Genomic DNA, 24,651 nt, shown 5'->3' with positions numbered 1-24,651 from the left:
AGATGGCTTCCAGAAAGTGTCGCTTCAAATGCTGTCGCGCAGTCGATACCAGGCTTTGCCGATGGCTTCCAGCGGCGCGGCCAGGTATTTGCCGCCGGGAAAACTGCCGTTGTTCAGGCCCTGGTACAGGGACAGCTCGTCGGGCTGACCGAGTACCGCGTCGGACACCGCCCGCGCCGCGGCCAGTGTCGGTAGCACGCCATGCCCGGAGTACCCCTGCATCCAGTAAAGATCGCCGCGCCGGCCGATATCCGGTGTGCGTTTGAGGGTCAGGTCGATGTGGCCGCCCCAGGCAAACTCCAGCCCGACGCCGGTGAGTTGCGGGAACACGCGTTCCAGGAATGGCCGGGTCGCGGCGGCGATGTCCTTGGGCATCCCGCCCAGGTAAGTGCAACCGCCACCGAACAGCAGGCGGTTATCCGGGGTGCGGCGGAAATAATCGAGTACGAACTGGTTGTCGGTCACGCACACGTTGCTCGGCAGCAGCGCGGTGGCTTGCTCCTCGGTGAGCGGCGCAGTCGCGACCTGATAGGTCCCGACCGGCAACACGCAACTGGCCAGTTGTGGGTCGAGTCGGTCGAGGTAAGCGTTGCACGCCAGCACCAGCACATCGGCGCGAATACGACCGCGCTCGGTGTTCACCACAAACCCGTCGCCCTCCTCGCCATAGTTCAGCGCCTTGCTGAGCTCGTGGATGCGCCCACCGGCCCGCTCAATGGCATCGGCAAGGCCCAGGGCCAGTTTCAGCGGATTCAGATGCCCACCCTCGGGATCGAACAGGCCGGCCCGATAGCGCTCGCTGGCAACCCACTGCGGCAAATCGCTGCGCTCGATAAATTGCAGTTTGTCGTGGCCCCACTTGTGGCTGGCCTCGTGTTGCCATTCGGTCAGCAGGCCTACCCGACGGGGCATCACCGAGGTCCAGAGATGACCGGCGCGGTAGTCGCAATCGAACTCATGGCGACCGGGCAAGTCACGCAGCTCCCGTGCGGCCCAGCGCATGCCGTCCCACAGTCGGCGTGCCCGTTCGTAACCCAGTGCCGCTTCCAGCGGTGGCATGTCGCACGACCAGCCAAGAATCGCCTGGCCGCCATTACGCCCGGACGCGGCCCAGGCCACCCGGCTGGCTTCGAGCAAGGTCACGCGCTTGCCGGCCAGCGCCAGGCGCAAAGCCGTGTGCAATCCACTGAAGCCGGCCCCGATGATCAGCACTTCGGTGTCTTGCTCACCTTCCAGTGCGGCTCGATCGACCAGACGATCGGCACAGGAATGGGCGTAGTAACTGTCGACATGCCGGGTGGATTGCTGAAACATACGGCCTCGTGAAATTTTGTATTTTTAATTTCATGAAAAAATACACGGTAAATTTCATACAGGCAATCAATGCGTAAAAAATCCCGCTCAGGCGAACCCGAGCGGGATTTTTTTATTCAGACGTGATGTTCGAATCAATCAGGCCACAGGAATCATCGGATCCGCCGCGGCTCACGCGGTGTCGCGTTTAGCCGCTGGCGGGTAGATCCGTTGGGTGTTGATCTGGGTTTTCAGCGACTTGGCCTCCTCCTTGACCAACTTGACCTGACGATCCCAACCCTCGGTGTACACCACACCCCAGGCCCCCAGGTCCAGGCAGGTCACGTACTTCGGCTGGCTGTACGGCGTCGGGTCGACACCGAGGATCTGTGCCGCCACGTTACTGCCGGCGTGACGCCCCAGGACAATGGCGTGCTGGCAGGTCATCAAGGCGTCCCCCAGGACTATCTGGCGAAAATCTTCACCAAGCTGGCCAAGGCCAGACTGGTAGTCGCCACCGAAGGCGTGCGCGGAGGCTTCAAGCTGGCCCGGCCCGCTGACGAAATCACCTTGCTGGACATCGTCAACGCCATCGACGGCCACAAGTCGATTTTCGATTGTCGGGAGATCCGTGGCCGTTGCGCAGTGTTTGACGGCGCCCCGCCTGAATGGGCATTGGAGGGTCTGTGCGCGGTCCATGGTGCAATGATGGTTGCGCAAAAACGCATGGAAGAGGCACTCGCCCAACAAACCATCCTCGACATCGCCAGGAAATTCGGGCGCAAGGCCCCGCCAGAGTTCGGCGTCAAGGTGGAAAGCTGGATGGGCGAACGTCGGGAACGCAAAAGTGCCGCCCAGGCCAGCGAGCAAATCATCCCGACGACCAACCTTTCAGACTGATCCACAAAAAAAACCGGATGCACGCCAGGCATCCGGTTTTTTCTCAATTGAGTCGAAAAACGGTCGGTGACCGATTTTCACTCTCCCGCGCTTACAAACAGTCGCGCACGATTTTGCGCAGGTCGCCGGACTTGGCCCAAGGTGGCCCCTGATACAGCGAAACCTGGCTGCCGTCCTTGTACTTCACGATATCCAGCACTTCGTCGGCCGTGATCACACTGGGCGCGGTGATGCGGTATCCGTTGGATATCGAAATCTGGGTCGTATTCGATACTTCCTTTTGCCAGGCAGGCAACACGCACGCCGCATACTCTTTTGGCGCCTTCGCGCTGTGCTTGCTGACATTCGGCTCGCCCGGTACCAGCGACGCCGGCAACGAGCACCCGCCCAGCAATGCCAGCACGACCCCCCCCATCAACATCCGCATGCTGCTTCCTTAAATTAGAAAAAAGAGAATGTAGCTCGCCGTCGTCACTACATCCATCCCCAACGATTCGGCGTGTCATTGATATCGCTTCTACCGGTTAGTTCCTTGCCTTCAGATAATCCATCCATCTTTCGCGGGCTTCATGCTGGCGTTGCTTGACTTGCTCCCATTTCGGCCCGATGAGTTGATGAGCCGATATCAGTTTTTCCCGACCAAAGGAAACCCCGCTGATTCAGACAAACACAACATCCGGTGCGGTAAACGGGTCTAAAATTCCGGAATGAGGAGTTCAGGAGGTCATCATGTGGCTTAACGAATCGGAACAGGAACTTCGGCGTGATCTGCAAGGGCTTGCATCAGATTTGCGCTGGTCGGCCGTGGAGCTTTTGCGCATCGAGCAGCAATTGCGCCTGCTCGGAAACGACATCGACGCGCAAGCCGTTCAGAAACTGTGTGCTTTGTTTCAGGGAGATGAAGCAAAACTGTCCGGCTACGCCGAGGAAGTGAAAGCCAAGGTCATTAGCCGCAACAAGGCTCAATAGCGGGAGCGCTGCCATGAACAGGCCTCTTTTCACGCTGGTCGTCGCACTGACCACGTTGGCAGGCTGCAGCACCAACTCGATCTACCAGGACCAGCCGCTGGTCGCGAAAGTCGACACCGGCATGACCCAGGAGCAAGTCCGGCAAATCGGCGGGCAGCCCCTGGCGGTCAGCGACCGTACTATCGAACCCGGCACCTGCTTTGACTACAAGCTGACTCAGTCCGGCCATCAACAGGCGTTCAATGTCAGCTTTGATGGCCGGGGCATGGTCGACCACAAGAGTTTCATGACCTGCGCGGAATGGAGCCACACGCAACAAAAGGCCCGGGAACCCTCCCGCCCCAGTGGCGGCGGCGGCTACTAGCGTCGTTGCATCATGAAAAAGCCCCGGAGAACCGGGGCTTCGGGCCTGATTTCATTTTGTCTGATGGCTGCCCGCAGGCCTGCCGGCACGAGCCCTGTAGCCGGGCAGCGACGCGGCAAACGCCAGCGCTTCTTCCCGATTGGTAAACGAGCCCAGTCGGTCGCCTTGGGTACACACCCGCCAGGGGCCGTTGTTGACGCTGAGTACGTCGTAACCGTTCATGTGCATTTTGTTCAGCATCGGAACGCTCATAGTCACCTCCTCTTGGGCAGTGATATCAGGTTGACTTGCTTACCTTACACCCACCCTTGTCCAAAATACCGACCAGACGTCGCCATGGAAATTCCATGTTTCGGTTGCACTTATCGTCACATCGGCAGCTCAAATTACTCAGATAGCAGCGTAATCGCGGCCCTGGCCCGAATGCTGCACTTGCATGCCTGCACCATGACAACGGCCATCGGGTAATCCATGAAAGTACGCGCAACGATCATCTGCGAGCAGGAAAGGCATGTACTGCTGGTACGCAAGCCGGGAGGACGCTGGACGCTGCCTGGCGGCAAGCTCGAATGGGGTGAAAGCGCAGCCGATGCCGCCGTTCGCGAGTTGCTGGAAGAAACCGGCCTGCGGGTCGACGAGTTGATGTATGTGCAGGAGTTGGAATCGGACGGCACCCGACACCATGTATTCGAGGTGTCGGTGCTGAACCTGGAACAATTGCGGCCGCTGAACGAGATCTCTGATTGCATCTGGCACCCGCTGGATGCGGTTCACAACCTGAACATCAGCGCCGCCATGCGCAGTATTGTCGGCACCTTTGTGCGCCGCTTGTAGACCCTAGCCTTTGGCCAACGCCGTCGCGGCCCTGTCGATCAAGGCTGCCACTTCGGCTGGCATCGACGCCAGTGACGCATGGCTGGCATGCAAGGTCAGAATCTCCCGGGCGTTGAGCCGCGCCGCCATCCATTGCTGGTTTTGTGGCGCGATCATCCGGTCGTCGGTCGAAACCTGATACCACGATGGTTTGTTCTTCCAGGCCACCGTGCCAATGGTGTCACCGAAGGTGCTCGCCAGCGGCGCTTTCTGGGTGAGGCCCATGACCAACCCTTCGGTCGCAGGAAGGTCCTGGCAGAAGCTCTCGTGGTAGAGCTCGGGCTTGACCCACAGGTAACCGTCGCTATCCGGCGCCAGGTTTGCCGCTGCCGCAGGCGGGTGCCGTTGCGTGATGCCGCCGGGGCTTTCGCCGGCGTCCGGGGCGAACGCGGCGATGTACACCAGCCCGACCACATTCGGCTGGTCGCCGGCTTCGGTGATCACTGCGCCGCCGTAGGAGTGCCCCACCAGCAGCACCGGACCGGGCACCTGGGCGACCATCTTGCGCGTGCGCTCGGCATCCTCGGCCAGCGAAGTCAGCGGCAACTCGACGGCACGAATGTGCGTGTCGCCCCGACTGAGCAATTTGACGATGACCTTGTTCCAGTGGGCAGCACCGCCCCAGAAACCATGGACCAGCACGATCGTGGGTTTGTCACTCATCACCTTGACTCCGTTTGCCGTTGGGTTTGTCTGTCGCTTGCCTCAGCCCTGATCGCCACCGCCCACGGGCATGACCATACCGGTGATATAGGACGCTTCGTCGCTGGCCAGAAACAGAATAGCCCCCGCCTGCTCATCCAGGGTGCCGTAGCGTTTCATCAAACTGCTGTCGAGGGTCTGGTCGACGATCTGCTGGTACCAGAGTTTTTCCTGCTCACTCTGCTCGGCACCGTTGCGGGGTATGCGTCGCGGCGGTGCTTCGGTGCCGCCTGGCGCCGTGGCATTGACCCGTACGCCGCGACCGGCGGTTTCGAACGCCAGACAAGCGGTCAAGGCGTTGACCCCACCCTTTGCCGCACCGTAGGGCACGCGGTTGAGGCTGCGGGTGGCGATGGAGGACACGTTGACGATCGCACCACTGCCCTGCTCCAGCATGAACGGCAGCGCGGCATGGCAACACCACAAGGTCGGGAACAGCGAACGGCGAACCTCGGCCTCGATCTGCGACGCGTCATAGTGCTCGAACGGCTTGGCCCAGATTGTCCCGCCAACGTTATTGACCAGCACATCGAGGCGACCGAAGCGCTCGACGGCGGTTTGCATCACCCGACTGCATTCCTCGTATTGCTCAAGGTCGGCGGTCAGGGCCAATACCTGGGTGGTTGACGCCAACTGTTGCTGGACTTCGAACACCAGGTCGGAGCGATCCACCAGGATCAGCTTCGCCCCTTCGGCGGCCATACGCTCGGCCACCCGCCGACCGATGCCTTGGGCAGCGCCGGTGATCAGGGCGACTTTGTCTTGAAATCGGTTCATCTCTGTCTCCCACAACAACGCGATTCAAGCCGCGCTGGCGGCAAATTTTTCGAAGTAAAAGTTGGCCGGTGCGATGCCTTGTTCGCGAATGAACTGGCTGACGGCCTCGACCATCGGCGGCGGCCCGCACAGGTAGACGTCGACGTCGCCATCGTTCAGGTGCTTCGGCTCGATGTGCTGGGTCACGTAGCCCTTGAGCGGGTGCTGGCTCTCGGGGCTGGCGACGCAGGCGCTGAAGGTGAAGTTGGGGATGCGCGCGGCAAAGGCTTCGAGTCGGTCGATTTCCACCAGGTCGAAATCGTGGGTCACGCCGTAGATCAGATGCAGCGGATGATCGCTGCCCTGCTCGGCGATCTTCTCCAGCATCGCGGTAAATGGCGCCAGCCCGGTGCCACCGGCCAGCAGCAACAGCGGCCGACGAATGTCACGCAGGTAGAAGCTGCCCAAGGGACCTGCCAGGCTCATGCAGTCGCCGGCCTTGGCCATGCCGGTCAGGAAGCTGCTCATCAGGCCGCCGGGCACATTGCGGATCAGGAAGCTGACCTCGCCATCGCGCTGCAACGAGCTGAACGAATAGGCGCGGGTCTGCTCGCTGCCGGGAATCCCGAGGTTCACATATTGCCCCGGCAGGAACGCCAGCTTGCTCAGGGCCTCACCCTTGATCGACAGCGCGATGGTGCTGTCGGACAACTGGCGCACGGCACTGATGGTGGCGTCGTAGCTGGCCTGACGGGTGCGGCAGACTTCGGAGGATGTCGGTACACGCACCACGCAATCGCTTTTGGCGCGCATCTGGCAGGTCAGGACAAAACCCTGTGCGGCCTCTTCAGGGCTGAGGGCGTCCTCGATGTATTCCTCACCCAGATCGTATTGACCGGCTTCGGCAAAACACTTGCAGGTACCGCAAGCGCCGTCGCGGCAGTCCAGCGGGATGTTGATGCCCTGGCGGTACGCGGCGTCGGCCACGGTTTCGCCGGCGTTGGCGTCGATGAACCGGGTGACGCCGTCTTCAAAATTGAACGCAATGGAATGGGTCATGACGGCAGTCTCACAAGTGGTAAACATCGATGACCTGGCGAACGTAGTCGTTCTTCAGGATCACTTTCTTGGCCAAGATCTGCGTGTTTTCACCGCGCACGTCGAGGGTGTAGAAACTGCTGCCGAAATAGCTGTCGACGGTCTTGTAGCGAAAACTCAGGGTGTGCCAGTTGAAGCGCACCTTGCACAGTCCGTCGCTCTGTTCGAGCAGCTCGATGTTGCTGATGTTGTGGGAGGTGCGAGTGTCCGGCACGCTGGCGCTGGAGCGCTCGGTCTTGATGCGGAAGATGCGGTCTTCCAGGCCCGTGCGGTTGCCGTACCAGATCAGCGAGATTTCCCGCTGCGGGTCCTCGGTCAACTCGTCGTTGTCGTCCCAGGACGGCATCCAGTACGTCGCGTCGGGGGCGTACAGTTCCAGCCATTCGTCCCACTGGCGGTCGTCGAGGTAGCGTGCTTCGCGGTAGAGAAAATCGCGCACCGCTTCATAGGAAATGGTCATTGCACGTCCTCCACGGCGATCAGCTTCGACTGCTCGGCCGCCAGGGCCTTGAGCATGGTCTGCTGCCAATACTTGTGTTGCAGCACGAACAGGCCCTCATCTTCGGTGCGCACGCCGCTGAGCAGCGGATGCAGGTCGATTTCCTTGGCTGCTTCGTCGGCGCCTTCGATCCAGTGCTCGGCGCCACGGGACATGTCGTTCCAGGTGGTGACGCTGCCCTGATAGCTGGTCTGGCAGGAGCGGAACTCTTCCAGATCGTCCGGCGTGGCCATGCCGCTGACGTTGAAGAAATCCTCGTACTGACGAATCCGGCTGGAACGGGCGTGGTCGCTCTCGCCTTTGGGGGCGATGCAGTAGATGGTGATTTCCGTGCGGTTGACCGAGATCGGCCGGGCGATGCGGATCTGCGAGCTGAACTGGTCCATCAGGTACACGTTCGGGTACAGGCACAGGTTGCGCGAGTTCTCGATCATCCAGTCGGCGCGGGCCTTGCCGAAGTCTTGCGCCAGCTCATCGCGGCGCTCGTAGAGCGGACGATCCTCGGGGTTGGCCCAGCGGGTCCAGAGCAGCATGTGGCCCTTGTCGAAGGAATAGAAACCGCCGCCCTGCTTGGCCCAGCTGCCGGCGCTCATGGTCGGATTGCTGTCACCCGCCTCGCGCTGCTTGCGCTGGTTCTGGGTGGCCGCGTAGTTCCAGTGCACGGAGCTGACGTGGTAGCCGTCGGCGCCGTTCTCGGCGGTGAGCTTCCAGTTGCCTTCGTAGATGTAGCTGGAAGAGCCGCGCAGCACTTCCAGGCCATCGGCGGACTGGTCGACGATCATGTCGATGATCTTCGCCGACTCGCCCAGGTGCTCGACCAGTGGCAGCACATCGGCTTTCAGGCTGCCGAACAGGAAGCCGCGATAGGACTCGAAACGCGCAACCTTGGTCAGGTCATGGGAGCCTTCGCAGTTGAAGCTCGACGGGTAGCCGGCGTTGGCCGGATCCTTGACCTTGAGCAGTTTGCCGGAGTTGTTGAAGGTCCAGCCGTGGAACGGGCAGGTGTAAGAGCTCTTGTTGCCGGACTTGTGCCGGCACAAGGTCGCGCCACGGTGACTGCAGGCATTGATGAAGGCGTTGAGCACACCGTCCTTGTTGCGCGCGATGAAGATCGACTGGCGCCCCATGGTGGTGGTGTAGAAATCGTTGATGTTGGGGATCTGGCTTTCGTGGGCCAGGTACAGCCAGTTGCCCTCGAAGATGTGTTCCATCTCCAGATCGAACAACCGGGGGTCGGTGAACATCTCGCGTTTGCAGCGATAGAGGCCCTGCTCGGGATCGTCTTCAAGCAAGGAATGTACGTATTCGGGTCGCAGGGTCATGGCCGCCGCCTCCATTGTTATTGTTCAGGCAGGGGTCATGCTAGGACGGGGCAATGGGGCGGACTATCCGCGGGGTGCAGACCTTTATCCGTTTTGTGCAGTCACTGGCGGTGTGTCAGGCGCCGTCAATGGTGAATGTGCCGGCCCCATCGTCGGATCAGACAACATCAAACCTGAAGGTCTCAATGCCGACGTTTGAGGGTATCGGACGGCAATTCGCCGAACTGCTTGCGGTAGCTGTCGGAGAACCGTCCCAGGTGCAGGAAGCCGTAATCCATCGCCACTTCGGTGACGTTGCGCACGTTGCAGGTCGGGTCGCTCAGGCAGGCATTGATGCGTTCCAGGCGTTTCTGGCGCAGGTAGTTTTTCGGCGTAACGCCGGCATTGCGCTCGAACAGTCCATACAACGAGCGCAGGCTCATGTGCGCCTGGCGCGCCAGTGCTTCGCTGTCGATGTCCTGCTTGAGGTTACTGGCGATGTAATCGGCAATCGCCTCGAACGTGGCCGTCTGCGAGCCCAGATCGAGGCGGCAGACATTGGTTTTCATCAGGCTGAGCATCTTGCTGACGATGATCTGCGTGTAATGCTCCTGCACCCTGGGGATCTGCTCGGTGGATTCAGCCTCCTGGCAGATCATCCCCAACAAGTTGACGAAACCTTCCAGTTCATTGAGCTGATAACGGTTTTCCAGAAAACGCACGCCCTGCGCCGGATAGCGCCAGCGCTGCTCATCGCAGACCGATTCAAACAAGCGGGTCGGGACTTTGAGGATGAATTTTTCGCAATCGTCGGAGTACGTCAGGTCCACCGGATCGTCGGGATTGATCAACAGCAGTTCGCCGGGGGCGAAGTAATGCTCCTGACCGTGGCCGCGCCACAGGCAATTGCCGCGCAGCAGCACTTGCAGGTGATAGATGCTGTCCAGCGCACCGGACGTCACGCGCACACTGGCGCCGTAGCTGATGCGGCACAGGTCGAGGCTGGCGAACTTGCGATGGTCGAGACTGGCCAGCGGGCTGCCGGCACGGGGCATGACAATGCAGTGGTTACCGACGTGCTGATTGACGTAGCCCGACACCGCATAAGGGTCGGCATGGTCGAACACTCTGCTGCGCTGACTCAACAGTTGAGCTTGCATCATCGGGTCACTCTCATTGTTGTTATAGGTTGCGTCGGGCCATTCTAGAACAGTGCGTCAGTCCCTTGAGATATTTCCGGCGAGTTGCACAAACACCCTGTAGTAGCGAGCCTGCTCGCGATGACGGAGTACCAAACAACATAGATGTTGAATGTTAAACCGCTATCGCGAGCAGGCTCGCTCCTACAGGATTGTGTTATCAGTCCTCCAATGCGCGAACCCGCTCGTGGCGCTGCTGTTCTTCAGGCTGTGCAGACGACTGCAAGGTGAAATCGAATTCGATTTCGGCAAAGCGACCGCTCACACCATGGGCCGCCGCGCGCTGCTGATCGTCGCTGAAGGTGATCTTGGCGATCAGCTCGTCACGGGTGGCGTAGGCGAAATCGTCATGCAGGTACTTTTCGCCATCCAGATTGATCTGGGTAGTCAGGTGGCGATGATCCGGCGCGGAAATGAAGAAGTGCACGTGCGCCGGACGCTGGCCATGACGGCCCAGTTGATCGAGCAGTTGCTGGGTCGGACCGTCCGGTGGGCAACCGTAGCCCGACGGCACGATGCTGCGGAAACGGTAGCGGCCTTCGGCGTCGGTAACGATGCGGCGACGCAGGTTGAATTCCGACTGTGCGGTGTCGAAGTACGAGTAGGTACCGCCAGTGTTGGCGTGCCAGACGTCTACCACGGCACCGGCCAAAGGTTCGCCAGCGGTGTTGAACACGCGGCCTTGCATGAACAGGGTCACACCCGGATCGATGCCATCGTCGAGGCGCGCTTCGCCTTCCGACAGCGGCGCGCCCGCCACGTACAGTGGACCTTCGATGGTGCGCGGGGTGCCGCCGGACTTGCCGGCCTGCTCGTCTTCGGCGTCCATCAGCAGGTCAAGGTAGTGCTCCAGACCGAGACCGGCCACCACCAGCCCGGCTTCCTGGCGAGCGCCCAGCACGTTGAGGTAGTTGACCGCTTTCCAGAACTCTTCCGGGGTCACGGCCAGGTCTTCGATGATGTTCACCGAATCACGCAGGATGCGGTAGACCAATGCCTTGGTCCGTGGGTCGCCGGCGTCGTTGTGCAGGCCGCTGGCCTCTTCGAGAAATTTCTGGACTTCGGCAGTGTGGGAAATCTTGACGTTCATTCTGGGTTCCTCATCTTGTAATTATTAGGGTAGCGCGCTGAACAGGCTGGGCTCAGCGGTCATCGTCACGGATGGAAGAAGGATGCCGGCACATCGCGTCGATCTCGATGGCCATGTACGGAAACAGTGGCAATTGCATCAGCAGGTCATGCAGTTCCTGAACGCTGTCGACATCGAACACGCTGTAGTTGGCGTAGTGCCCGGCGATGCGCCACAGGTGGCGCCACTTGCCCTGCTCTTGCAGACGCTGGGCCAGGGCTTTTTCGTCAGCCTTGAGTTTGGCTGCCGCTTCCGGGTTCATGTCGACCGGCAGGTTCACGGTCATTTTTACGTGGAACAGCATAATGCTCTCCTCAGGCTTGGTGAATGGCAGTGGATGTCTTGTCGCGGCGGAAAAACGCCAGGCGTTCCTCATCCAGGCTCAGGCCCAGACCCGGGGTGTTCGGCACGTGCAGTTCAAAATCGCGATACACCAGCGGTTCGCTGAGAATGTCTTCAGTCAGCAGCAGCGGGCCGAACAGTTCGGTGTCCCACGCCAGTTTGTTCAGGGTAACGAAGGCATGGGCCGAGGCCATGGTGCCCAGGCCACCTTCAAGCATGGTGCCGCCGTACAGGGCGATACCGGCCGCTTCGGCGATGGAGGCGGTGCGCAATACGGCACGTGGGCCACCGTTCTTGGCGATTTTCAGGGCGAACACCGAAGCCGCGCCTTCGCGGGCCAGGTTGAACGCATCTTCCACGCATTCGATGGATTCGTCGGCCATGATCGGTGCCGGGCTCATGGCGTTGAGGCGGGCCATGCCGGCGCGGTTGTTGCGCGAGATCGGCTGTTCGATCAGGTCGATACCATTGGTGCCGAGAATCCGGCAGGCCCGTATCGCCACCGCTTCGTCCCAGGCCTGATTGACGTCGACCCGTACGCTGGCGCGGTCACCCAGGGCTTTTTTGATCGCAATCACATGGGCCAGGTCGCGGTTGACCTCACCGGCACCGATCTTCAGTTTGAAGATGCGGTGGCGACGCAGGTCGAGCATTTTTTCCGCCTCGGCGATGTCCTTCTCGGTGTCGCCACTGGCCAGGGTCCAGGCCACCGGCAGCGCGTCGCGAACACGGCCACCAAGCAATTCGCTGACCGGCAGGCCGAGGCGTTTGCCCAGGGCATCGAGCAGTGCGGTTTCGATACCGGATTTGGCGAAGGTGTTGCCGCGAATGCTGCGCTCCAGACGCAACATGGCCGCGTTGACGTTATTGCTGTCCTGGCCGATCAACAGCGGTGCGAAGTGCGTGTCGATGTTGGTCTTGATGCTGTCCGGGCTTTCATTGCCGTAGGCCAGGCCACCGATGGTGGTGGATTCGCCGATGCCTTCGATGCCGTCGGCGCAACGCACGCGAATGATCACCAGGGTCTGGTTCTGCATGGTGTGCATCGCCAGCTTGTGCGGGCGGATGGTCGGCAGATCGACGATGATCGTCTCGATCGACTCAATGGCTGTTGCAAGCATTTCGATACCCGTCAGGTTCTTGAAGTTCTGGAATCGATTCTCGTACGGCTTTTTTCCCGATGCCAATATAGAATTGGTCTGACTTGATACCTTAAAGGTATGCAACAGATCCGCGTCTGGAGGCTCCATGGAACTGCGTCACCTGCGTTATTTCCAGGTATTGGCTCAAACCCTCAATTTCACCCGTGCGGCCGAGTTGCTGCACATCGCCCAGCCGCCCTTGAGCCGGCAGATCCAGCAACTGGAGGACGAACTGGGGGTGATGCTGCTCGAGCGCGGCCGACCGCTGAAGTTGACCGACGCCGGGCGGTTTTTCCATGAGCACTCCACCGCCCTGCTCGAACAACTGAACAAGGTCTGCGACAACACCCGGCGTATCGGATTGGGAGAAAAGACCTGGCTGGGTATCGGTTTTGCGCCGTCGACACTGTATGGCGTGTTGCCGGAGCTGATCCGGCGGTTACGCAGTGGCGAGCCGCTGGAGTTGGAGCTGGGGCTTTCGGAGATGACCACCCTGCAACAGGTGCAGGCGCTCAAGGCCGGGCGCATCGACATCGGTTTCGGCCGGATCCGTATCGACGACCCGGCCATCGTCCAGACCGTGCTCACCGAAGACCGCCTGGTTGCCGCCCTGCCCGCCGGCCATCCGTTGCTTGCAGGTCCCATCAGCCTGCGGGATCTGGCGAAGGAACCCTTTGTGCTGTACCCCGGCAATCCACGGCCGAGTTACGCCGACCATGTGATTGCCCTGTTCGAGTCCTACGGCGTGAGCATCCACGTCGCGCAATGGACCAACGAACTGCAAACGGCGATCGGTCTGGTGGGGGCAGGAATCGGGATCACCCTGGTGCCGGCCTCGGTGCAGTTGCTGCACCGCGACGACATCGGCTTCACCCCGCTACTGGAAGACAACGCCACCTCGCCGATCATTCTCAGCCGACGGGTGGGCGATGTATCGCCGGGGTTGAACCATTGTTTGCGGATGATTGATGAGCTGTTGCCACGAGGCTGACAACGATCAACCGGCAAACGCCCGGCGCCCTGCCCTCATCTCGGTACGCAACTCGCCGACAAAATCAGAGATGGCGCGTACGCTGGTCAGCTCCGCCGTCGAAACACCGCTGATCAACAACTCCACTCGCTTGGTGACGGAATCGTAGACTTCGATGCGCAGCAGTCCGAGACTCTCCGTGCACTCGCACGACAGCGGCTCAAAACCGGACTCTACGATGTTGCAAAGAACTGAAATCGGAAGCATGGCCGGTCCCTCGGGCGATAGTCAGTTGGATTGGATCCGTATCAGCATAGTTACACTTTGCCGATTTTGCGCCAGTAAATTGCCGTCAATTTTGTTATACCCCTCGCATTTCCGGCAACTCAGTGGGAATTACCACCCCAGATCCAGTTCCAGAACCCCGGCAACTCGACTGGCTGCGAACCGTCGCGTACGGTTCGCGCCATGGCCGCCCGCTGTAGCGCAGCCTGATCGTCGTAAAACGGCTTGTCGGCGGTTTTCACTCCGGTCTCCCGGGCGCTGTCGAGCAGAATCTGCAGGTACTCACGGGTATGCCGGGCGGTATAGCGGTTGAGGTCGTGGAAGGTCACCACCACCGGAATCACGCCGTCGACCACCGGCAATTCGCCACGGGCAATGCGTTCGCGAACTTCGGACATCGAACGCAGCATGTGCGACCGGCGCCGGGGGCTGGCGTTGAAGCCCCAGATCTTGCCGTCATTGGCGCTCAAGTCGGTGAGCAGCACGCGCAGGCCATGCTGCTGATAAGCGGCGAAGGTGCGTTTGTCGTAGTTCCAGAATGGCGGGCGCAACAGGGTTGGCGGGGCGCCGGTAATCGCGGCGATGTCGGCGCTGCCATCATTGAGGGCCTGCTCCAACACTGGCGGGTCAAGGGAGCGATGATTGGTGTGCCAGGGTGTCGCCGTGTGAAAGCCCAGGATATGACCTTCGGCATGTTCGCGACGCATGATGTCCCGGCCCAACTCGCTGCCACCGGCTCGCGGAGCGCGGGTTTGCACGAAGAACACGGCCTTGATGTCCGGTTGCAGCGGGTTTTGCGCCAGGCTCTCCAATACCGTGACGGTCGGATTCCACCAGCTCGATGCGCTGGGACCGTCATCGAAGGTCAGCAGAAACCGGATGGGGGGCTGCGCCTGCAAACGCTGCTCGGTCCGCGGAGTCATTTCGATCGGTGCGGCGATACAACCCAGCAGACCCACTGCCAGGGCGCACACTGTCAAACACTTGAACAATCGTTTCATCTTTTGCCTTGGGCCAGACCATCACGGTCGATACTTCAATGGGCAAGGATCCTTCGCCCGCTCATCCGTCGTCGGCCCGCATCGAGACGACGGGCCGAGGTTGGATAGGGTACACCGGGTTTGGTTCCGGAGCTTGCCAGGCCCGTTTCGCCACAAGCAACTAGACTCAAAGCTTCGGTCGGAGCGTCTTAACCGGAGTGTCAGGCCATGTGCGGACGACTGTCGCAATACCGTGGAATCCACGACTTCGTAGCGGTGCTGAGCATCCCCGACGCGCTGATCAATCACGTCGGCAACGAACCCCTGGGGCACTACAACGCCGCCCCCACCACGCAACTCGCCCTGTTGCACCTGGAGAATGAGCGACTGCACGCCGACGCCGTGCGCTGGGGTTGGCGACCGCACTGGTCGACGGATCGCACGGAGCCGGTCAATGCCCGGGTCGAGAAAGTCGCCCACGGCCCCTACTTCCGGGCGATCTGGCCCCATCGTGCGATCTGCCCGATTGATAACTGGTTCGAATGGGTCGACGCCGGTGACGGCAACAAACAACCGTGGTTGATCCGGCGACGGAATCGGGCACCGGTTTTCTGCGCGGCCATCGGCCAGTACCCCATCGGCGGAGCCCCTCACAGGGAGCACGATGGTTTCGTCATCCTGACGGCCGACAGCGCAGGCGGCCTGCTTGACGTGCATGACCGGCGACCGGTGGTGTTCTCGCCCGAACTGGCGCGGGAATGGCTGGACCCGGCCACGCCCAAGGAGCGGGCCGAGGAAATGGCGTTATCCCAGGGCGAGGTCAGTGAGGTATTTGAGTGGTACAAGGTCGACAGGGCCGTTGGCAATGTCAGGAACCAGGGCGCCGCGCTCATCAATAAGGTTCCATGAACTTATCAATCACGACAAAGCCTCGCTTAATGGCGGGGCTTTGTTGTATTCGCGTGCCGGTCAGAACTTGCGGTCAGGCTCTGACAGTTCCTTACCGTCGTCAGGATGCTTCCAGTCCGGTATCGAACGCTTCTGCTGCTCAATCTCTTCTTCCGTGGGTTCGTCCTCGTCTTCTTCCGGGTCCGGTTGCTTGGGTTCATTGGCCATGTTCACCTCTCTTCCTGAAGGGATCGGTCATCAATTTAAGCTTAGATCAGTTCCCTTGCCCCGCTCAGAGCCACCAGCGCAGCAAAAAGAAGAAGCCCATGCTCAACAGCATGCTGAGCAACGTATTGCGCGTGTAAAGCACCAGAGCGACCGCCACCAGCGAGCTGATCAGGTAGGGATTGTCCCAGTGCAGATTCAGCTGTTTATCCGGCATGAACACAATCGGCCCGCAGATGGCGGTCAACATGCCCGGTACGGCAAACCCCAGGAACTGCCGGGCATTGCTGCTCAAGCGTAGCGGCAGTCGCGGTTCCAGAAAAACATAGCGGTTGAGGAACACCAACACGCCCATTCCGATAATCACTGCCCAGACCATCATGTGCGGCCACCGTAGAATTTATTGCAGACAAACCCGGCGGTCATGCCCGCCAGCCCCGACAGCACCAGCGCCGAGCCCCATTGCCAGTAGCTGAACAGCACCGAGCAGAACAGCGACACCGCCACGCACACCACGGTCGGCACGTTGCGCACCACCGGGGTGATCAGGGCGATGAAGGTCGCCGCGATGGAGAAATCCAGGCCCAGGTGTTCAAGTCCGGGAATACTGCTGCCAAGCACAATGCCCGCCAGGGTGAACAGGTTCCAGGCGATGTAGAACGTCAGGCCCACGCCCAGGGCGTACCAGCGGTTGAACTGCTGTTTGTCGTGCTGGCTGGTCAGGGCGAACAACTCATCGGTGAGCAAAAACCCCAGGCCCGCGCGCCAACGCCCCGGCAAGGGCGAAATCACCGAGCGCATGCTCATCCCGTAGAGCAAATGCTGGGAAGTCAGCAGCAACGTGGTCAGCAAGATCGAAAAAATCCCGGCACCGCCCTTGAGCATGCCGATGGCCACCAGTTGCGCGGCACCGGCAAACACAATGCTCGACAGGCCCTGGCCTTGCAGGGGCGTGAGGTTGGCTTCGATGGCCATGGAACCGGCCAGCAAGCCCCAGGGCGCGGTGGCCAGGGACAACGGCATGATCGCCGCTGCACCGCGCAAAAAGGCACTGCGCGGCATGATTGAGTTGGACATAACGTTCTACAGACAGGGAAAGACCCCAGACTGTGCCAGCAGTCGCGGCCGAAGGCTTGAACAATCTTGCTCACTGATACGCGGCGTACCATTCATCGGCTGCCCGCTTGATTCGCCAAAGTGCTAGCAACATGATGGCGCTGCATTTTCATCGAGGCAGGCCCTTCATGAGTTCAGTGGAAACCGACAGCGACGTTTATAAAACCCTGCTTGAGTCGACCCGGGCGATTCCCTGGCGCATCGACTGGAAAACCATGACGTTCAGCTACATCGGGCCACAGATCGAAGAACTGCTGGGCTGGAAGCAGAACAGTTGGGCGTCGGTCAACGACTGGGTCGAGCGCATGCACCCGGATGACCGCGACTACGTGATGGACTTCTGCGTCTCGCAATCGCGCGCCGGCATCGATCACGAGGCCGACTATCGCGCACTCACCGAAAGCGGCGAGTACGTCTGGATCCGCGATGTGGTGCATGTGGTGCGCAAGGACGGCGAAGTCGAGGCGCTGGTGGGTTTCATGTTCGATATCAGCGAGCGCAAGAAAACCGAAGAGCACCTGATCCGCCTGCAAAAACAGCTTGAAGAGTATTCCTTCCAGGACGGCCTGACCGGCATCGCCAACCGGCGCATGTTCGACACCGTGCTGGAGCGCGAGTGGAACACGGCCCAGCGCACCGGCTTGCCGTTGTCGGTAATCGTGCTGGATATCGACTATTTCAAGCAGTACAACGACCATTACGGCCACATCAAGGGCGACGAATGCCTGCGCCGCGTCGCACAAACCTTGTCCCTGGCGGCGAACCGGCCACGGGATTTCATTGCGCGGATCGGCGGTGAAGAGTTTGTCTGGCTGCTGCCGGAGACCGATGCCGAGTCTTCGCGGCTGGTGGCGCACAAGTGCCTGCACCTGATTCGCCTGCAGCAGATCCCCCATGAATTCTCGAACGTGTCGAAGCTGCTGAGTATCAGCCTCGGCGTCGGCACCACCCTGGCGTCGATGCATGCGACGGCCCTGGAATTCGTCGAACAGGTCGATCATCTGCTCTACAAGGCCAAGCACAATGGCCGGATGCGCGCCGAGTACGCTGATTTTCGTGATTGACAAATGGCGCTCCGGCTTTTAAAACTGGGCGCCTCACTCAGGGTGTAAGCAAGTATGTCCGCAACCTTCAATCTCGACTCTTCCGTCATTGGCTTGATTGCCAAGGCGCAAGGTTGCGTTGCGCACGCCCTCAAATCGAAGAAACAGTCGCTCATGTGACCGGGGCGCGCTGTCCCGTCAGATGAGCTGACAGGACATTGAGCGCGACGGACCACCCTCCCCATGCTTACTCTCCTTCCATGCCCCTGACGGTGACGAAATCGGTCAACCATCAGGAGAAAGTGCATGTCAGCGTTTCAAGGTATCTGGGTTCCACTCGTCACACCCTTCCACAACGGCGCCATCGATTTCGTCGGCTTGCGCCGGCTGGTCAGCCATCTGCTGGAAAAAGGTGTCGACGGCCTTATCGTTTGCGGCACCACCGGCGAACCGGCGGCGATGGGTAAGCATGAGCAATTGGCGGTGCTGGATGCCGTGCTGGAGTTGGTGCCGGCGCAACGGGTGGTCATGGGCCTGGCCGGTAACAACCTGAGCGAGTTGTTGCAGTTTCAGAGCGAGATCCTCAAGCGCCCGGTGGCTGGCCTGCTGGTGCCGGCGCCGTACTATATCCGCCCTTCCCAGGCCGGCCTCGAAGCGTTTTTCCGCACGGTCGCCGATGCCTCCAGCGTTCCGCTGATTCTCTACGACATCCCTTACCGTACCGGCGTGGCCTTCGAACAGGCGACCCTGCTCAACATCGTCGCCCACGAGCGGATCGTCGCCATCAAGGATTGCGGCGGCAATTTTTCGAACACCCTCGCCTTGCTCGATAGCGGCCATGTCGACGTGCTGTGCGGCGAAGACAACCAGATCTTCAATGCCCTGTGCCTGGGTGCCAAAGGCGCGATTGCCGCGTCGGCGCACGTCCATCCCGAACTGTTCGTGCAGTTGCACCGGCAGATCCGCGACAACCAATTGGCTGAAGGCCGCGCCACGTTTTTCCGTTTGCTGGCGCTGATCAACAGCCTGTTCCTGGAGCCCAACCCGGCCCCGGTGAAAACCGCGCTGGCCCTGGAAGGCTTGATCGGTGACGAACTGCGCGCGCCCATGCAACGCAGCAGTGAATCGATGACCGAGCATTTGAAGGGCGTACTCAGGGCATTGGATCGCGACAATCGATAGAGCGCCGGCCTGCGGCCCGAGTACCATGGAGCGATTCGTTCAGCCTTCAGGGGCACCGACATGCTGTACCGAATCGCCGCCGATGGGCTGATGCTGTTTCACTTGCTGTTCATTGTGTTCGTGTTGTTCGGCGGGTTGCTGGTGCTCAAATGGCGTCACCTGATCTGGTGGCATCCGCCAGCTGCGTTGTGGGGTATGGCGGTGGAATTCTTCCACCTGTCCTGCCCGCTGACCGAATGGGAAAACCACATGCGCCATGAAGCCGGGCAAACCGGCTATGGCGGTGGATTCATCGAGCATTACATTTGGCCGGTGATTTACCCGGCGGGCCTGACGCCAACCATTCAACTGGGATTGGGCTGCGTAGTGCTGGTAATCAACCTGCTGGTCTATCTTCGATTGATCAAGCGATGGGCCGCCTGAACCGTCAATCACCCGTTAAGGACTGAACACATGTTGTCGACAGAAGACCTGGCGCTGCTCGAAGCGATCCGCGAAACCGGCAGTCTGTCGCGGGCGGCGGCACACCTGGGCAAGGCGCCGTCGACCGTGTCCTATGCGGCGCGGCAACTGGAGGAGCGCTTCGATGCGTTGCTGTTCGACCGCCGCCGCTACCGTTTGCAACTGACCCCGGCGGGTGATTTGCTGGTCAACGAAGCGGCGCGGCTGATGCAGGACGTCTCGCGCCTGACCCAACGGGTCCAGCAAGTCGCCAACGGTTGGGAGAGCCGCCTGTGGATCGTGACCGACGAACTGCTGGAGTTCGAAACCCTGATCCCGGTGATCCACGAATTCGATGCGCTGCAATCCGGCGTACCGCTGCGCATCACCCAGGAAGTGCTCAAAGGCGTCTGGGAAGCCCTGCGCGAAGGCCGCGCGGACCTGGTCATCGGCGCCACCAATGAACCGCCAGCCATTGCCAACCTGCGCTGGATGCAACTGGGGGAAATGGAATGGGTGTTTGCGGTGTCGCCCAAGCACCCGTTGGCCAAGGCCAAAGGCCCGATTACCCGAGCCATGGTCGCGCAGCACCGGGCGATTGTGGTGGCCGATTCGTCCCGAGTCACCGAGGGCAGCACCTACGGCGTCACCGGGGGGCAACCGGTGCTGGCCGTGCCGACCATGCGAGCAAAAATCCTCGCCCAGTGCAATGCGCTGGGGGTGGGTTGGTTGCCGCGGAACCGGGTTGGCTCACTGCTGAAGAGCGGCACGCTGGTTGAAAAGCCGATGGCCGACCCGCGCGAGCCGAACATCCTGTACGCCGGCTGGCGTGGCGACCATGACGGTCGCGCCCTGGGCTGGTGGCTGGAGCAGCTGAAGAAATCGTACCTGGCCACCCGACTGGTCCAGGGCACGGACCGGTTTGACTGACACCTGAGCCTCAGTTGGCAATCACGCTCATGTTGCGCCCACTGGCCTTGGCCACGTACAGCGCCTTGTCTGCCGCGCCAATCAGGTCGTCGGGGCGGACATGGGACGCGGCATTGCTGGCACACACACCGACGCTGACGGTCACGGTAGCCTCCGGGCTGTCACTGTGGGCAATGTCGGCCTGCAGTACCGCGCGGCGGATTTTCTCCGCCACCAGAAATGCCCCCACGTAGTCGGTGCCGGGCAGCACCACGGCGAACTCTTCGCCACCATAGCGGGCGGCCAAGTCACCGGGGCGCTTGATGTTGTCCGTGATGATCGAACTGACCTTGCGCAAACACTCATCACCGGCCAGGTGGCCGTAGCGGTCGTTGAACGGTTTGAAATGGTCGACATCAATCATCAGCAACGCCAGCTCGGACTGGCTGCGTCGGGCACGACCCATTTCGGCATCGATGAAAGCGTCGAGCTGACGCCGGTTGGCCAGCCCCGTCAGCGCGTCCTTGAGGGCCAGGCCTTCGAGGTTGCGATTGACCTCCAGGAGCTTGTCCTGGGTGTCCAGCAACTCGACCTGCACCAGGTTCTGCTGCTTCATCAGCTTGATAAGCCGAACCCCCAGTACCCCGAGAAAACTCAGCAACAGCGTGACGATGCCGGCGCTGAGCAGCGTCTCCTTGCGCCAGCTACCGAGCACTTCATCCTTGTTCAACGCGGTAAAAACGATCAGCGGATAACCCTCGACCCGGCGATACCCTATCACCCGCTCGACACCGTCGATGATCGACCTGATCGTGGCCGTACCCGCGTCGCCCTTGGGCAACAACTGGGTGAACAACGGGCTCTTGGCGAGGCTGGTGCCGATGTCCGCCTCCTTGAAGGGTCTGCGAATGACAATGCTGGCATTGTCGGCGATCAGGTTGATCACGCCGTTACTGCCCATGTCGATGCTGTCGTAGAGCTGCAGGAAATGACTGAGGTAGATCGACGCCAGTGCCACCCCGGCAAAGCTGCCGTCGGGATGATTGACCCGGCGCGAAACCGTCATGACCCATTCACCGCTCGAACGGCTCTTGATCGACGGCCCGATGTGCGGCCCACGGCTGGGGTTATCGCGATGGAAGATGAAGTATTCGCGGTCGGAATTGTTGACGCCGGTCTGGCCGGCGCCATTTGAATTGGCAACCCACTGCCCTTTTTCGTCGAAAACAAATACACCATGGAGCTGGCTCAACTCACTGCGCTGGGCGTTGAGCAAGAGCGGCAGCCGGGATTGATCCACGCCGTCGTGTTCCAGACGATCGACCAGGGTGACCAGCAGCGTGTCGGCCTGCTTGATCGTGGCCTGCGCTTGCGATGCCAGGGTCTGCGCAAGGTTGGACATCGCCACTTCCTTGTCATGCAGGTGGTACTGGCGTGAGCTCCAGGCTTCCCAGATCACGATAACCACCATCGACAGGCACACCGCCACCAGCAGGATCACCGCCGAGCGGACCTTGAGCCGGGGCACGGCTGGCCGGAGCATTTCAATATGATCGTGGATCGACGGTTGTCCCATGATGCTCCCTGAGGGTCTATGACGGGCGAGCCTTCCTGATCGCCGCTTTTACTCACTATGCCTGATCCAGGCTCGCAAAGATGTTAGCCCCTGGCTTGTTTTACCGCTTCCAGCCATGCCGGATCCAGCCGCGTCTGTTCGATATCGATGCCCAGCGCTTGCATTCGTTCCTTGTGCTGATCCATTTCGCGGAGCAACTGGCCGTGATCGCTGGAGTTGCCGTCGAGCTGATGCATCTGGTTCAACCCCAAATGGTAGAAACGCAACAGCTTCATCGCAACCGGATCGCCCTCTTCCACGGCTGCCGTTACATGATGCATGACATTGGTAACGCTCATCAGGCTGCGCTTGAGTCGCCAACTGTAGACCGCTGGCGCCATCCATTCCTGGCGCCAGAACACCTGGCGCATCAGCGCCGCCATCGCCAGCACCGCAACAAATACGCCACCGACGTTGAAGCGCAGATTGTCGCCCCCCGGCGTGCCGAACAGAGCCACTGCCGCCGTGGACAGCACCATCGCCAGCGCCAGAAAGATCAGGGCAATGATGACCGTGCTGCGCCGCGTCTGTTGCCGGTAGGTCTGGGCGTTCATCGGCTGGATTTCGAACATTGCGTCGGGTTTCCTGAGTTTGAAAGGGGTCTGAGGCAAAAAGACAGCGGGCCATTATCGCCTCTGCGCGGGATTTAGCTATGCTGGGGCTCCTTTTCATCTTTTCATCGTCAAGCCGGGGACATGGCAAGACCGCGCAGTTCGTGCCATCTTCTTTCATGAATACACATTATTCGGATGCCATTCGTAGTTGCTGTGTGAATGACATCGTTTTAAGGATCATTGAATGACCCAACGCCAAGTTATCAACGCCTCCGTCAGTCCCAAAGGCAGCCTGGAAACGCTCTCGCAACGGGAAGTCCAGCAATTGAGCGAAGCCGGTTCCGGCAGCACCTACACCCTCTTCCGCCAGTGCGCCCTGGCCATCCTCAACACCGGCGCCCATGTCGACAACGCCAAGACCATCCTTGAAGCCTATAAAGATTTTGAAATACGCATTCACCAGCAGGACCGGGGCGTGCGCCTGGAACTGCTGAACGCCCCAGCCGACGCCTTCGTCGACGGCGAAATGATCGCCAGCACCCGGGAAATGCTGTTCAGCGCCCTGCGTGACATCGTCTACACCGAAAACGAACTCGACAGCCAACGCATCGACCTGAGCACCTCCCAGGGCATCAGCGACTACGTTTTCCACCTGCTGCGCAACGCCCGCACCCTGCGCCCCGGGGTCGAGCCGAAGATCGTGGTGTGCTGGGGCGGGCACTCGATCAACACCGAAGAATACAAATACACCAAGAAAGTCGGCCACGAATTGGGCCTGCGCAGCCTGGACATCTGCACCGGTTGCGGCCCCGGCGTGATGAAAGGCCCGATGAAAGGCGCGACCATCGCCCACGCCAAGCAACGCATCCACGGCGGCCGCTACCTGGGCCTGACCGAACCCGGGATCATCGCCGCCGAAGCGCCGAACCCGATCGTCAACGAACTGGTGATCCTGCCGGACATCGAAAAACGCCTGGAAGCCTTCGTCCGCGTCGGCCACGGCATCATCATATTCCCGGGCGGCGCCGGTACGGCCGAAGAGTTCCTGTACCTGCTGGGCATCCTGATGCACCCGGGCAATGAAGGCCTGCCCTTTCCGGTCATCCTCACCGGGCCGAAACACGCCGCGCCGTACCTGGAACAACTGGACGCGTTCGTCGGTGCAACCCTGGGCGACGCCGCCAAGCAGCACTACCAGATCATCATCGATGACCCGGCCGAAGTGGCACGGCAAATGACCCAGGGCCTCAAAGCGGTCAAGCAGTTCCGTCGCGAGCGCAACGATGCGTTCCACTTCAACTGGCTGCTGAAAATCGACGAAGGCTTCCAGCGCCCGTTCGACCCGACCCACGAAAACATGGCCAACCTGAAACTGAGCCTCGACCTGCCGTCCCACGAACTGGCGGCCAACCTGCGCCGCGCGTTCTCCGGCATCGTCGCCGGCAACGTCAAGGACAAGGGCATCCGCCTGATCGAAGAACACGGGCCGTACCAGATCCGTGGCGACGCGGCGATCATGCAACCGCTGGACCTGCTGCTCAAAGCCTTCGTCGCCCAGCACCGCATGAAACTGCCGGGCGGCGCGGCGTATGTGCCGTGTTATCGGGTGGTGGCGTAAGACTGAGCCATGGCTATCGCGAGCAAGCGCCCACACATTGGGTTCCCGGTTTTACGCGGGACTTGTGGCCACTGAAGATCCCTGTGGGAGCGAGCTTGCTCGCGATGGCTTTGTGTCAGGCGATGATTGTTTTGCGGGTGTACATATCCGTTGCTGCGGTAACGGCGGCTATAGGTTCCGCCCTTACGGCGGGTCACTTTCGAAGAGCGCGAAAGTAACCAAAGCGCTTTGCCCCTTACATTCGGTGCCTCGCCGTGG

Annotated in this window: 30 protein-coding genes and 1 pseudogene; 11 read left to right on the top strand and 20 right to left on the bottom strand. The window is 60.7% G+C overall.

All coding sequences use genetic code 11. The features are described from left to right. Positions 1–24: 24 nt before the first annotated feature. Positions 25–1,314, bottom strand: a complete 1,290-nt coding sequence (locus VC35_RS26125) for an NAD(P)/FAD-dependent oxidoreductase (protein ID WP_046043507.1) — start codon at positions 1,312–1,314, stop codon at positions 25–27. A gap of 171 nt (positions 1,315–1,485) precedes the next feature. Beyond that, positions 1,486–1,746, bottom strand: a pseudogene (locus VC35_RS29280) (NAD(P)/FAD-dependent oxidoreductase); the annotation flags it as partial. Here VC35_RS29280 and VC35_RS26120 point away from each other — a divergent pair. After that, positions 1,726–2,193 carry an RrF2 family transcriptional regulator gene (locus VC35_RS26120; protein ID WP_223464946.1) on the top strand — a complete coding sequence of 156 codons (468 nt, stop codon included), beginning with the start codon at positions 1,726–1,728 and terminating at the stop codon, positions 2,191–2,193. The pseudogene VC35_RS29280 and the gene VC35_RS26120 sit on opposite strands and share 21 nt — an antisense overlap. 91 nt (positions 2,194–2,284) lie before the next feature. On the opposite strand, the gene VC35_RS26115 is transcribed toward VC35_RS26120, so the two are convergent. After that, complete coding sequence (locus VC35_RS26115; protein ID WP_046043506.1) at positions 2,285–2,620, bottom strand: hypothetical protein; 336 nt, start codon at positions 2,618–2,620, stop codon at positions 2,285–2,287. Between the two features lie 302 nt (positions 2,621–2,922). On the opposite strand from VC35_RS26115, the gene VC35_RS26110 reads away from it, so the two are divergent. Together VC35_RS26110 and osmE are read left to right on the top strand one after the other, a co-directional pair. Then, positions 2,923–3,162, top strand: coding sequence for a hypothetical protein (locus tag VC35_RS26110; protein WP_046043505.1), 240 nt, complete (start codon positions 2,923–2,925; stop codon positions 3,160–3,162). A gap of 13 nt (positions 3,163–3,175) precedes the next feature. Beyond that, the gene (osmE, locus tag VC35_RS26105; RefSeq protein ID WP_046043504.1) at positions 3,176–3,526 is read left to right on the top strand and encodes an osmotically-inducible lipoprotein OsmE; all 351 of its coding nucleotides are present in this window, start codon (positions 3,176–3,178) and stop codon (positions 3,524–3,526) included. 51 nt (positions 3,527–3,577) lie between these two features. On the opposite strand, the gene VC35_RS26100 is transcribed toward osmE, so the two are convergent. Then, complete coding sequence (locus VC35_RS26100; RefSeq protein WP_046043503.1) at positions 3,578–3,778, bottom strand: SPOR domain-containing protein; 201 nt, start codon at positions 3,776–3,778, stop codon at positions 3,578–3,580. 219 nt (positions 3,779–3,997) lie between these two features. Here VC35_RS26100 and VC35_RS26095 point away from each other — a divergent pair, with 219 nt between their 5' ends. Continuing rightward, on the top strand, positions 3,998–4,360 hold the full coding sequence (locus VC35_RS26095) for an NUDIX hydrolase (RefSeq protein ID WP_046043502.1): 363 nt from the start codon (positions 3,998–4,000) through the stop codon (positions 4,358–4,360). A gap of 3 nt (positions 4,361–4,363) precedes the next feature. On the opposite strand, the gene VC35_RS26090 is transcribed toward VC35_RS26095, so the two are convergent. The 9 genes from VC35_RS26090 to VC35_RS26050 form a co-directional block, all read right to left on the bottom strand. Further along, positions 4,364–5,062: an alpha/beta hydrolase gene (locus tag VC35_RS26090; protein WP_046043500.1), complete on the bottom strand. Its 699-nt coding sequence runs from the start codon at positions 5,060–5,062 to the stop codon at positions 4,364–4,366. A gap of 42 nt (positions 5,063–5,104) precedes the next feature. Beyond that, a complete protein-coding gene (locus tag VC35_RS26085; protein WP_046043499.1) occupies positions 5,105–5,878 on the bottom strand; it encodes a 1,6-dihydroxycyclohexa-2,4-diene-1-carboxylate dehydrogenase in 774 nt (257 codons plus the stop codon). Between the two features lie 24 nt (positions 5,879–5,902). Beyond that, positions 5,903–6,916, bottom strand: coding sequence for a benzoate 1,2-dioxygenase electron transfer component BenC (gene benC, locus VC35_RS26080; protein WP_046043498.1), 1,014 nt, complete (start codon positions 6,914–6,916; stop codon positions 5,903–5,905). A gap of 10 nt (positions 6,917–6,926) precedes the next feature. Continuing rightward, the gene (gene benB, locus VC35_RS26075) at positions 6,927–7,415 is read right to left on the bottom strand and encodes a benzoate 1,2-dioxygenase small subunit (RefSeq protein WP_046043497.1); all 489 of its coding nucleotides are present in this window, start codon (positions 7,413–7,415) and stop codon (positions 6,927–6,929) included. Continuing rightward, entirely contained in the window at positions 7,412–8,776 is a 1,365-nt protein-coding gene (gene benA / locus VC35_RS26070; RefSeq protein ID WP_046043496.1) for a benzoate 1,2-dioxygenase large subunit, read from the bottom strand. The genes benB and benA overlap by 4 nt, the downstream gene beginning before the upstream one ends. A gap of 182 nt (positions 8,777–8,958) precedes the next feature. Beyond that, entirely contained in the window at positions 8,959–9,918 is a 960-nt protein-coding gene (locus tag VC35_RS26065) for an AraC family transcriptional regulator (protein WP_046043495.1), read from the bottom strand. A 196-nt stretch (positions 9,919–10,114) separates the two neighbouring features. Next, a complete protein-coding gene (gene catA, locus VC35_RS26060; protein WP_046043494.1) occupies positions 10,115–11,044 on the bottom strand; it encodes a catechol 1,2-dioxygenase in 930 nt (309 codons plus the stop codon). A 52-nt stretch (positions 11,045–11,096) separates the two neighbouring features. Continuing rightward, positions 11,097–11,387: a muconolactone Delta-isomerase gene (gene catC / locus VC35_RS26055; RefSeq protein ID WP_008053771.1), complete on the bottom strand. Its 291-nt coding sequence runs from the start codon at positions 11,385–11,387 to the stop codon at positions 11,097–11,099. A gap of 10 nt (positions 11,388–11,397) precedes the next feature. Then, on the bottom strand, positions 11,398–12,546 hold the full coding sequence (locus VC35_RS26050; RefSeq protein ID WP_185754859.1) for a muconate cycloisomerase family protein: 1,149 nt from the start codon (positions 12,544–12,546) through the stop codon (positions 11,398–11,400). A 127-nt stretch (positions 12,547–12,673) separates the two neighbouring features. On the opposite strand from VC35_RS26050, the gene VC35_RS26045 reads away from it, so the two are divergent. Continuing rightward, complete coding sequence (locus VC35_RS26045) at positions 12,674–13,558, top strand: LysR family transcriptional regulator (RefSeq protein WP_046043493.1); 885 nt, start codon at positions 12,674–12,676, stop codon at positions 13,556–13,558. Between the two features lie 6 nt (positions 13,559–13,564). Here VC35_RS26045 and VC35_RS26040 read toward each other — a convergent pair whose 3' ends face one another. Next, positions 13,565–13,804: a DUF1652 domain-containing protein gene (locus tag VC35_RS26040; protein ID WP_046043491.1), complete on the bottom strand. Its 240-nt coding sequence runs from the start codon at positions 13,802–13,804 to the stop codon at positions 13,565–13,567. A gap of 119 nt (positions 13,805–13,923) precedes the next feature. Next, positions 13,924–14,823 carry a polysaccharide deacetylase family protein gene (locus tag VC35_RS26035; protein ID WP_046043490.1) on the bottom strand — a complete coding sequence of 300 codons (900 nt, stop codon included), beginning with the start codon at positions 14,821–14,823 and terminating at the stop codon, positions 13,924–13,926. 207 nt (positions 14,824–15,030) lie between these two features. On the opposite strand from VC35_RS26035, the gene VC35_RS26030 reads away from it, so the two are divergent. Further along, positions 15,031–15,711 (top strand): SOS response-associated peptidase family protein, encoded by a 681-nt coding sequence (locus VC35_RS26030; protein WP_046043489.1) that lies wholly within the window; start codon positions 15,031–15,033, stop codon positions 15,709–15,711. A gap of 60 nt (positions 15,712–15,771) precedes the next feature. On the opposite strand, the gene VC35_RS29685 is transcribed toward VC35_RS26030, so the two are convergent. The 3 genes from VC35_RS29685 to VC35_RS26020 form a co-directional block, all read right to left on the bottom strand. Beyond that, positions 15,772–15,918 carry a hypothetical protein gene (locus VC35_RS29685; RefSeq protein WP_185754858.1) on the bottom strand — a complete coding sequence of 49 codons (147 nt, stop codon included), beginning with the start codon at positions 15,916–15,918 and terminating at the stop codon, positions 15,772–15,774. Positions 15,919–15,982: 64 nt separating this feature from the next. Next, positions 15,983–16,294 carry an AzlD domain-containing protein gene (locus VC35_RS26025; protein ID WP_185754861.1) on the bottom strand — a complete coding sequence of 104 codons (312 nt, stop codon included), beginning with the start codon at positions 16,292–16,294 and terminating at the stop codon, positions 15,983–15,985. After that, the gene (locus VC35_RS26020; RefSeq protein ID WP_007978998.1) at positions 16,294–16,992 is read right to left on the bottom strand and encodes an AzlC family ABC transporter permease; all 699 of its coding nucleotides are present in this window, start codon (positions 16,990–16,992) and stop codon (positions 16,294–16,296) included. The genes VC35_RS26025 and VC35_RS26020 overlap by 1 nt, the downstream gene beginning before the upstream one ends. 167 nt (positions 16,993–17,159) lie before the next feature. On the opposite strand from VC35_RS26020, the gene VC35_RS26015 reads away from it, so the two are divergent. The 4 genes from VC35_RS26015 (at position 17,160) to VC35_RS26000 (ending at position 20,627) form a co-directional block, all read left to right on the top strand. Beyond that, entirely contained in the window at positions 17,160–18,095 is a 936-nt protein-coding gene (locus VC35_RS26015; RefSeq protein ID WP_046043487.1) for a sensor domain-containing diguanylate cyclase, read from the top strand. Between the two features lie 285 nt (positions 18,096–18,380). Then, positions 18,381–19,256, top strand: coding sequence for a 4-hydroxy-tetrahydrodipicolinate synthase (gene dapA / locus VC35_RS26010; protein WP_046043486.1), 876 nt, complete (start codon positions 18,381–18,383; stop codon positions 19,254–19,256). Between the two features lie 60 nt (positions 19,257–19,316). Further along, complete coding sequence (locus VC35_RS26005; protein WP_046043484.1) at positions 19,317–19,679, top strand: DUF2784 domain-containing protein; 363 nt, start codon at positions 19,317–19,319, stop codon at positions 19,677–19,679. A gap of 30 nt (positions 19,680–19,709) precedes the next feature. Next, the gene (locus tag VC35_RS26000; protein WP_046043483.1) at positions 19,710–20,627 is read left to right on the top strand and encodes a LysR family transcriptional regulator; all 918 of its coding nucleotides are present in this window, start codon (positions 19,710–19,712) and stop codon (positions 20,625–20,627) included. Between the two features lie 10 nt (positions 20,628–20,637). Here VC35_RS26000 and VC35_RS25995 read toward each other — a convergent pair whose 3' ends face one another. Together VC35_RS25995 and VC35_RS25990 are read right to left on the bottom strand one after the other, a co-directional pair. After that, positions 20,638–22,182 (bottom strand): sensor domain-containing diguanylate cyclase, encoded by a 1,545-nt coding sequence (locus VC35_RS25995; protein ID WP_046043481.1) that lies wholly within the window; start codon positions 22,180–22,182, stop codon positions 20,638–20,640. An 83-nt stretch (positions 22,183–22,265) separates the two neighbouring features. After that, on the bottom strand, positions 22,266–22,793 hold the full coding sequence (locus tag VC35_RS25990) for a DUF3087 domain-containing protein (RefSeq protein ID WP_046043479.1): 528 nt from the start codon (positions 22,791–22,793) through the stop codon (positions 22,266–22,268). A 226-nt stretch (positions 22,794–23,019) separates the two neighbouring features. Between VC35_RS25990 and ppnN the strand changes: the two genes are divergently transcribed. After that, on the top strand, positions 23,020–24,393 hold the full coding sequence (gene ppnN, locus VC35_RS25985; RefSeq protein ID WP_046043478.1) for a nucleotide 5'-monophosphate nucleosidase PpnN: 1,374 nt from the start codon (positions 23,020–23,022) through the stop codon (positions 24,391–24,393). The last annotated feature ends 258 nt before the right edge of the window (positions 24,394–24,651 follow it).

Origin of the sequence: Pseudomonas fluorescens (assembly GCF_000967965.1) — a bacterium.
Classification (GTDB): domain Bacteria; phylum Pseudomonadota; class Gammaproteobacteria; order Pseudomonadales; family Pseudomonadaceae; genus Aquipseudomonas; species Aquipseudomonas grandcourensis.
This window is presented reverse-complemented; position numbering and strand designations above follow the sequence as displayed.

Bases quoted from the DNA above. Each gene is read 5' to 3' on its own strand.
- VC35_RS26125 (WP_046043507.1), bottom strand. From the start codon at position 1,314: ATGTTTCAGCAATCCACCCGGCATGTCGACAGTTACTACGCCCATTCC.
- VC35_RS26115 (WP_046043506.1), bottom strand. From the start codon at position 2,620: ATGCGGATGTTGATGGGGGGGGTCGTGCTGGCATTGCTGGGCGGGTGC.
- VC35_RS26110 (WP_046043505.1), top strand. From the start codon at position 2,923: ATGTGGCTTAACGAATCGGAACAGGAACTTCGGCGTGATCTGCAAGGG.
- osmE (WP_046043504.1), top strand. From the start codon at position 3,176: ATGAACAGGCCTCTTTTCACGCTGGTCGTCGCACTGACCACGTTGGCA.
- VC35_RS26100 (WP_046043503.1), bottom strand. From the start codon at position 3,778: ATGAGCGTTCCGATGCTGAACAAAATGCACATGAACGGTTACGACGTA.
- VC35_RS26095 (WP_046043502.1), top strand. From the start codon at position 3,998: ATGAAAGTACGCGCAACGATCATCTGCGAGCAGGAAAGGCATGTACTG.
- VC35_RS26090 (WP_046043500.1), bottom strand. From the start codon at position 5,062: ATGAGTGACAAACCCACGATCGTGCTGGTCCATGGTTTCTGGGGCGGT.
- VC35_RS26085 (WP_046043499.1), bottom strand. From the start codon at position 5,878: ATGAACCGATTTCAAGACAAAGTCGCCCTGATCACCGGCGCTGCCCAA.
- benC (WP_046043498.1), bottom strand. From the start codon at position 6,916: ATGACCCATTCCATTGCGTTCAATTTTGAAGACGGCGTCACCCGGTTC.
- benB (WP_046043497.1), bottom strand. From the start codon at position 7,415: ATGACCATTTCCTATGAAGCGGTGCGCGATTTTCTCTACCGCGAAGCA.
- benA (WP_046043496.1), bottom strand. From the start codon at position 8,776: ATGACCCTGCGACCCGAATACGTACATTCCTTGCTTGAAGACGATCCC.
- VC35_RS26065 (WP_046043495.1), bottom strand. From the start codon at position 9,918: ATGATGCAAGCTCAACTGTTGAGTCAGCGCAGCAGAGTGTTCGACCAT.
- catA (WP_046043494.1), bottom strand. From the start codon at position 11,044: ATGAACGTCAAGATTTCCCACACTGCCGAAGTCCAGAAATTTCTCGAA.
- catC (WP_008053771.1), bottom strand. From the start codon at position 11,387: ATGCTGTTCCACGTAAAAATGACCGTGAACCTGCCGGTCGACATGAAC.
- VC35_RS26050 (WP_185754859.1), bottom strand. From the start codon at position 12,546: ATGCTTGCAACAGCCATTGAGTCGATCGAGACGATCATCGTCGATCTG.
- VC35_RS26045 (WP_046043493.1), top strand. From the start codon at position 12,674: ATGGAACTGCGTCACCTGCGTTATTTCCAGGTATTGGCTCAAACCCTC.
- VC35_RS26040 (WP_046043491.1), bottom strand. From the start codon at position 13,804: ATGCTTCCGATTTCAGTTCTTTGCAACATCGTAGAGTCCGGTTTTGAG.
- VC35_RS26035 (WP_046043490.1), bottom strand. From the start codon at position 14,823: ATGAAACGATTGTTCAAGTGTTTGACAGTGTGCGCCCTGGCAGTGGGT.
- VC35_RS26030 (WP_046043489.1), top strand. From the start codon at position 15,031: ATGTGCGGACGACTGTCGCAATACCGTGGAATCCACGACTTCGTAGCG.
- VC35_RS29685 (WP_185754858.1), bottom strand. From the start codon at position 15,918: ATGGCCAATGAACCCAAGCAACCGGACCCGGAAGAAGACGAGGACGAA.
- VC35_RS26025 (WP_185754861.1), bottom strand. From the start codon at position 16,294: ATGGTCTGGGCAGTGATTATCGGAATGGGCGTGTTGGTGTTCCTCAAC.
- VC35_RS26020 (WP_007978998.1), bottom strand. From the start codon at position 16,992: ATGTCCAACTCAATCATGCCGCGCAGTGCCTTTTTGCGCGGTGCAGCG.
- VC35_RS26015 (WP_046043487.1), top strand. From the start codon at position 17,160: ATGAGTTCAGTGGAAACCGACAGCGACGTTTATAAAACCCTGCTTGAG.
- dapA (WP_046043486.1), top strand. From the start codon at position 18,381: ATGTCAGCGTTTCAAGGTATCTGGGTTCCACTCGTCACACCCTTCCAC.
- VC35_RS26005 (WP_046043484.1), top strand. From the start codon at position 19,317: ATGCTGTACCGAATCGCCGCCGATGGGCTGATGCTGTTTCACTTGCTG.
- VC35_RS26000 (WP_046043483.1), top strand. From the start codon at position 19,710: ATGTTGTCGACAGAAGACCTGGCGCTGCTCGAAGCGATCCGCGAAACC.
- VC35_RS25995 (WP_046043481.1), bottom strand. From the start codon at position 22,182: ATGGGACAACCGTCGATCCACGATCATATTGAAATGCTCCGGCCAGCC.
- VC35_RS25990 (WP_046043479.1), bottom strand. From the start codon at position 22,793: ATGTTCGAAATCCAGCCGATGAACGCCCAGACCTACCGGCAACAGACG.
- ppnN (WP_046043478.1), top strand. From the start codon at position 23,020: ATGACCCAACGCCAAGTTATCAACGCCTCCGTCAGTCCCAAAGGCAGC.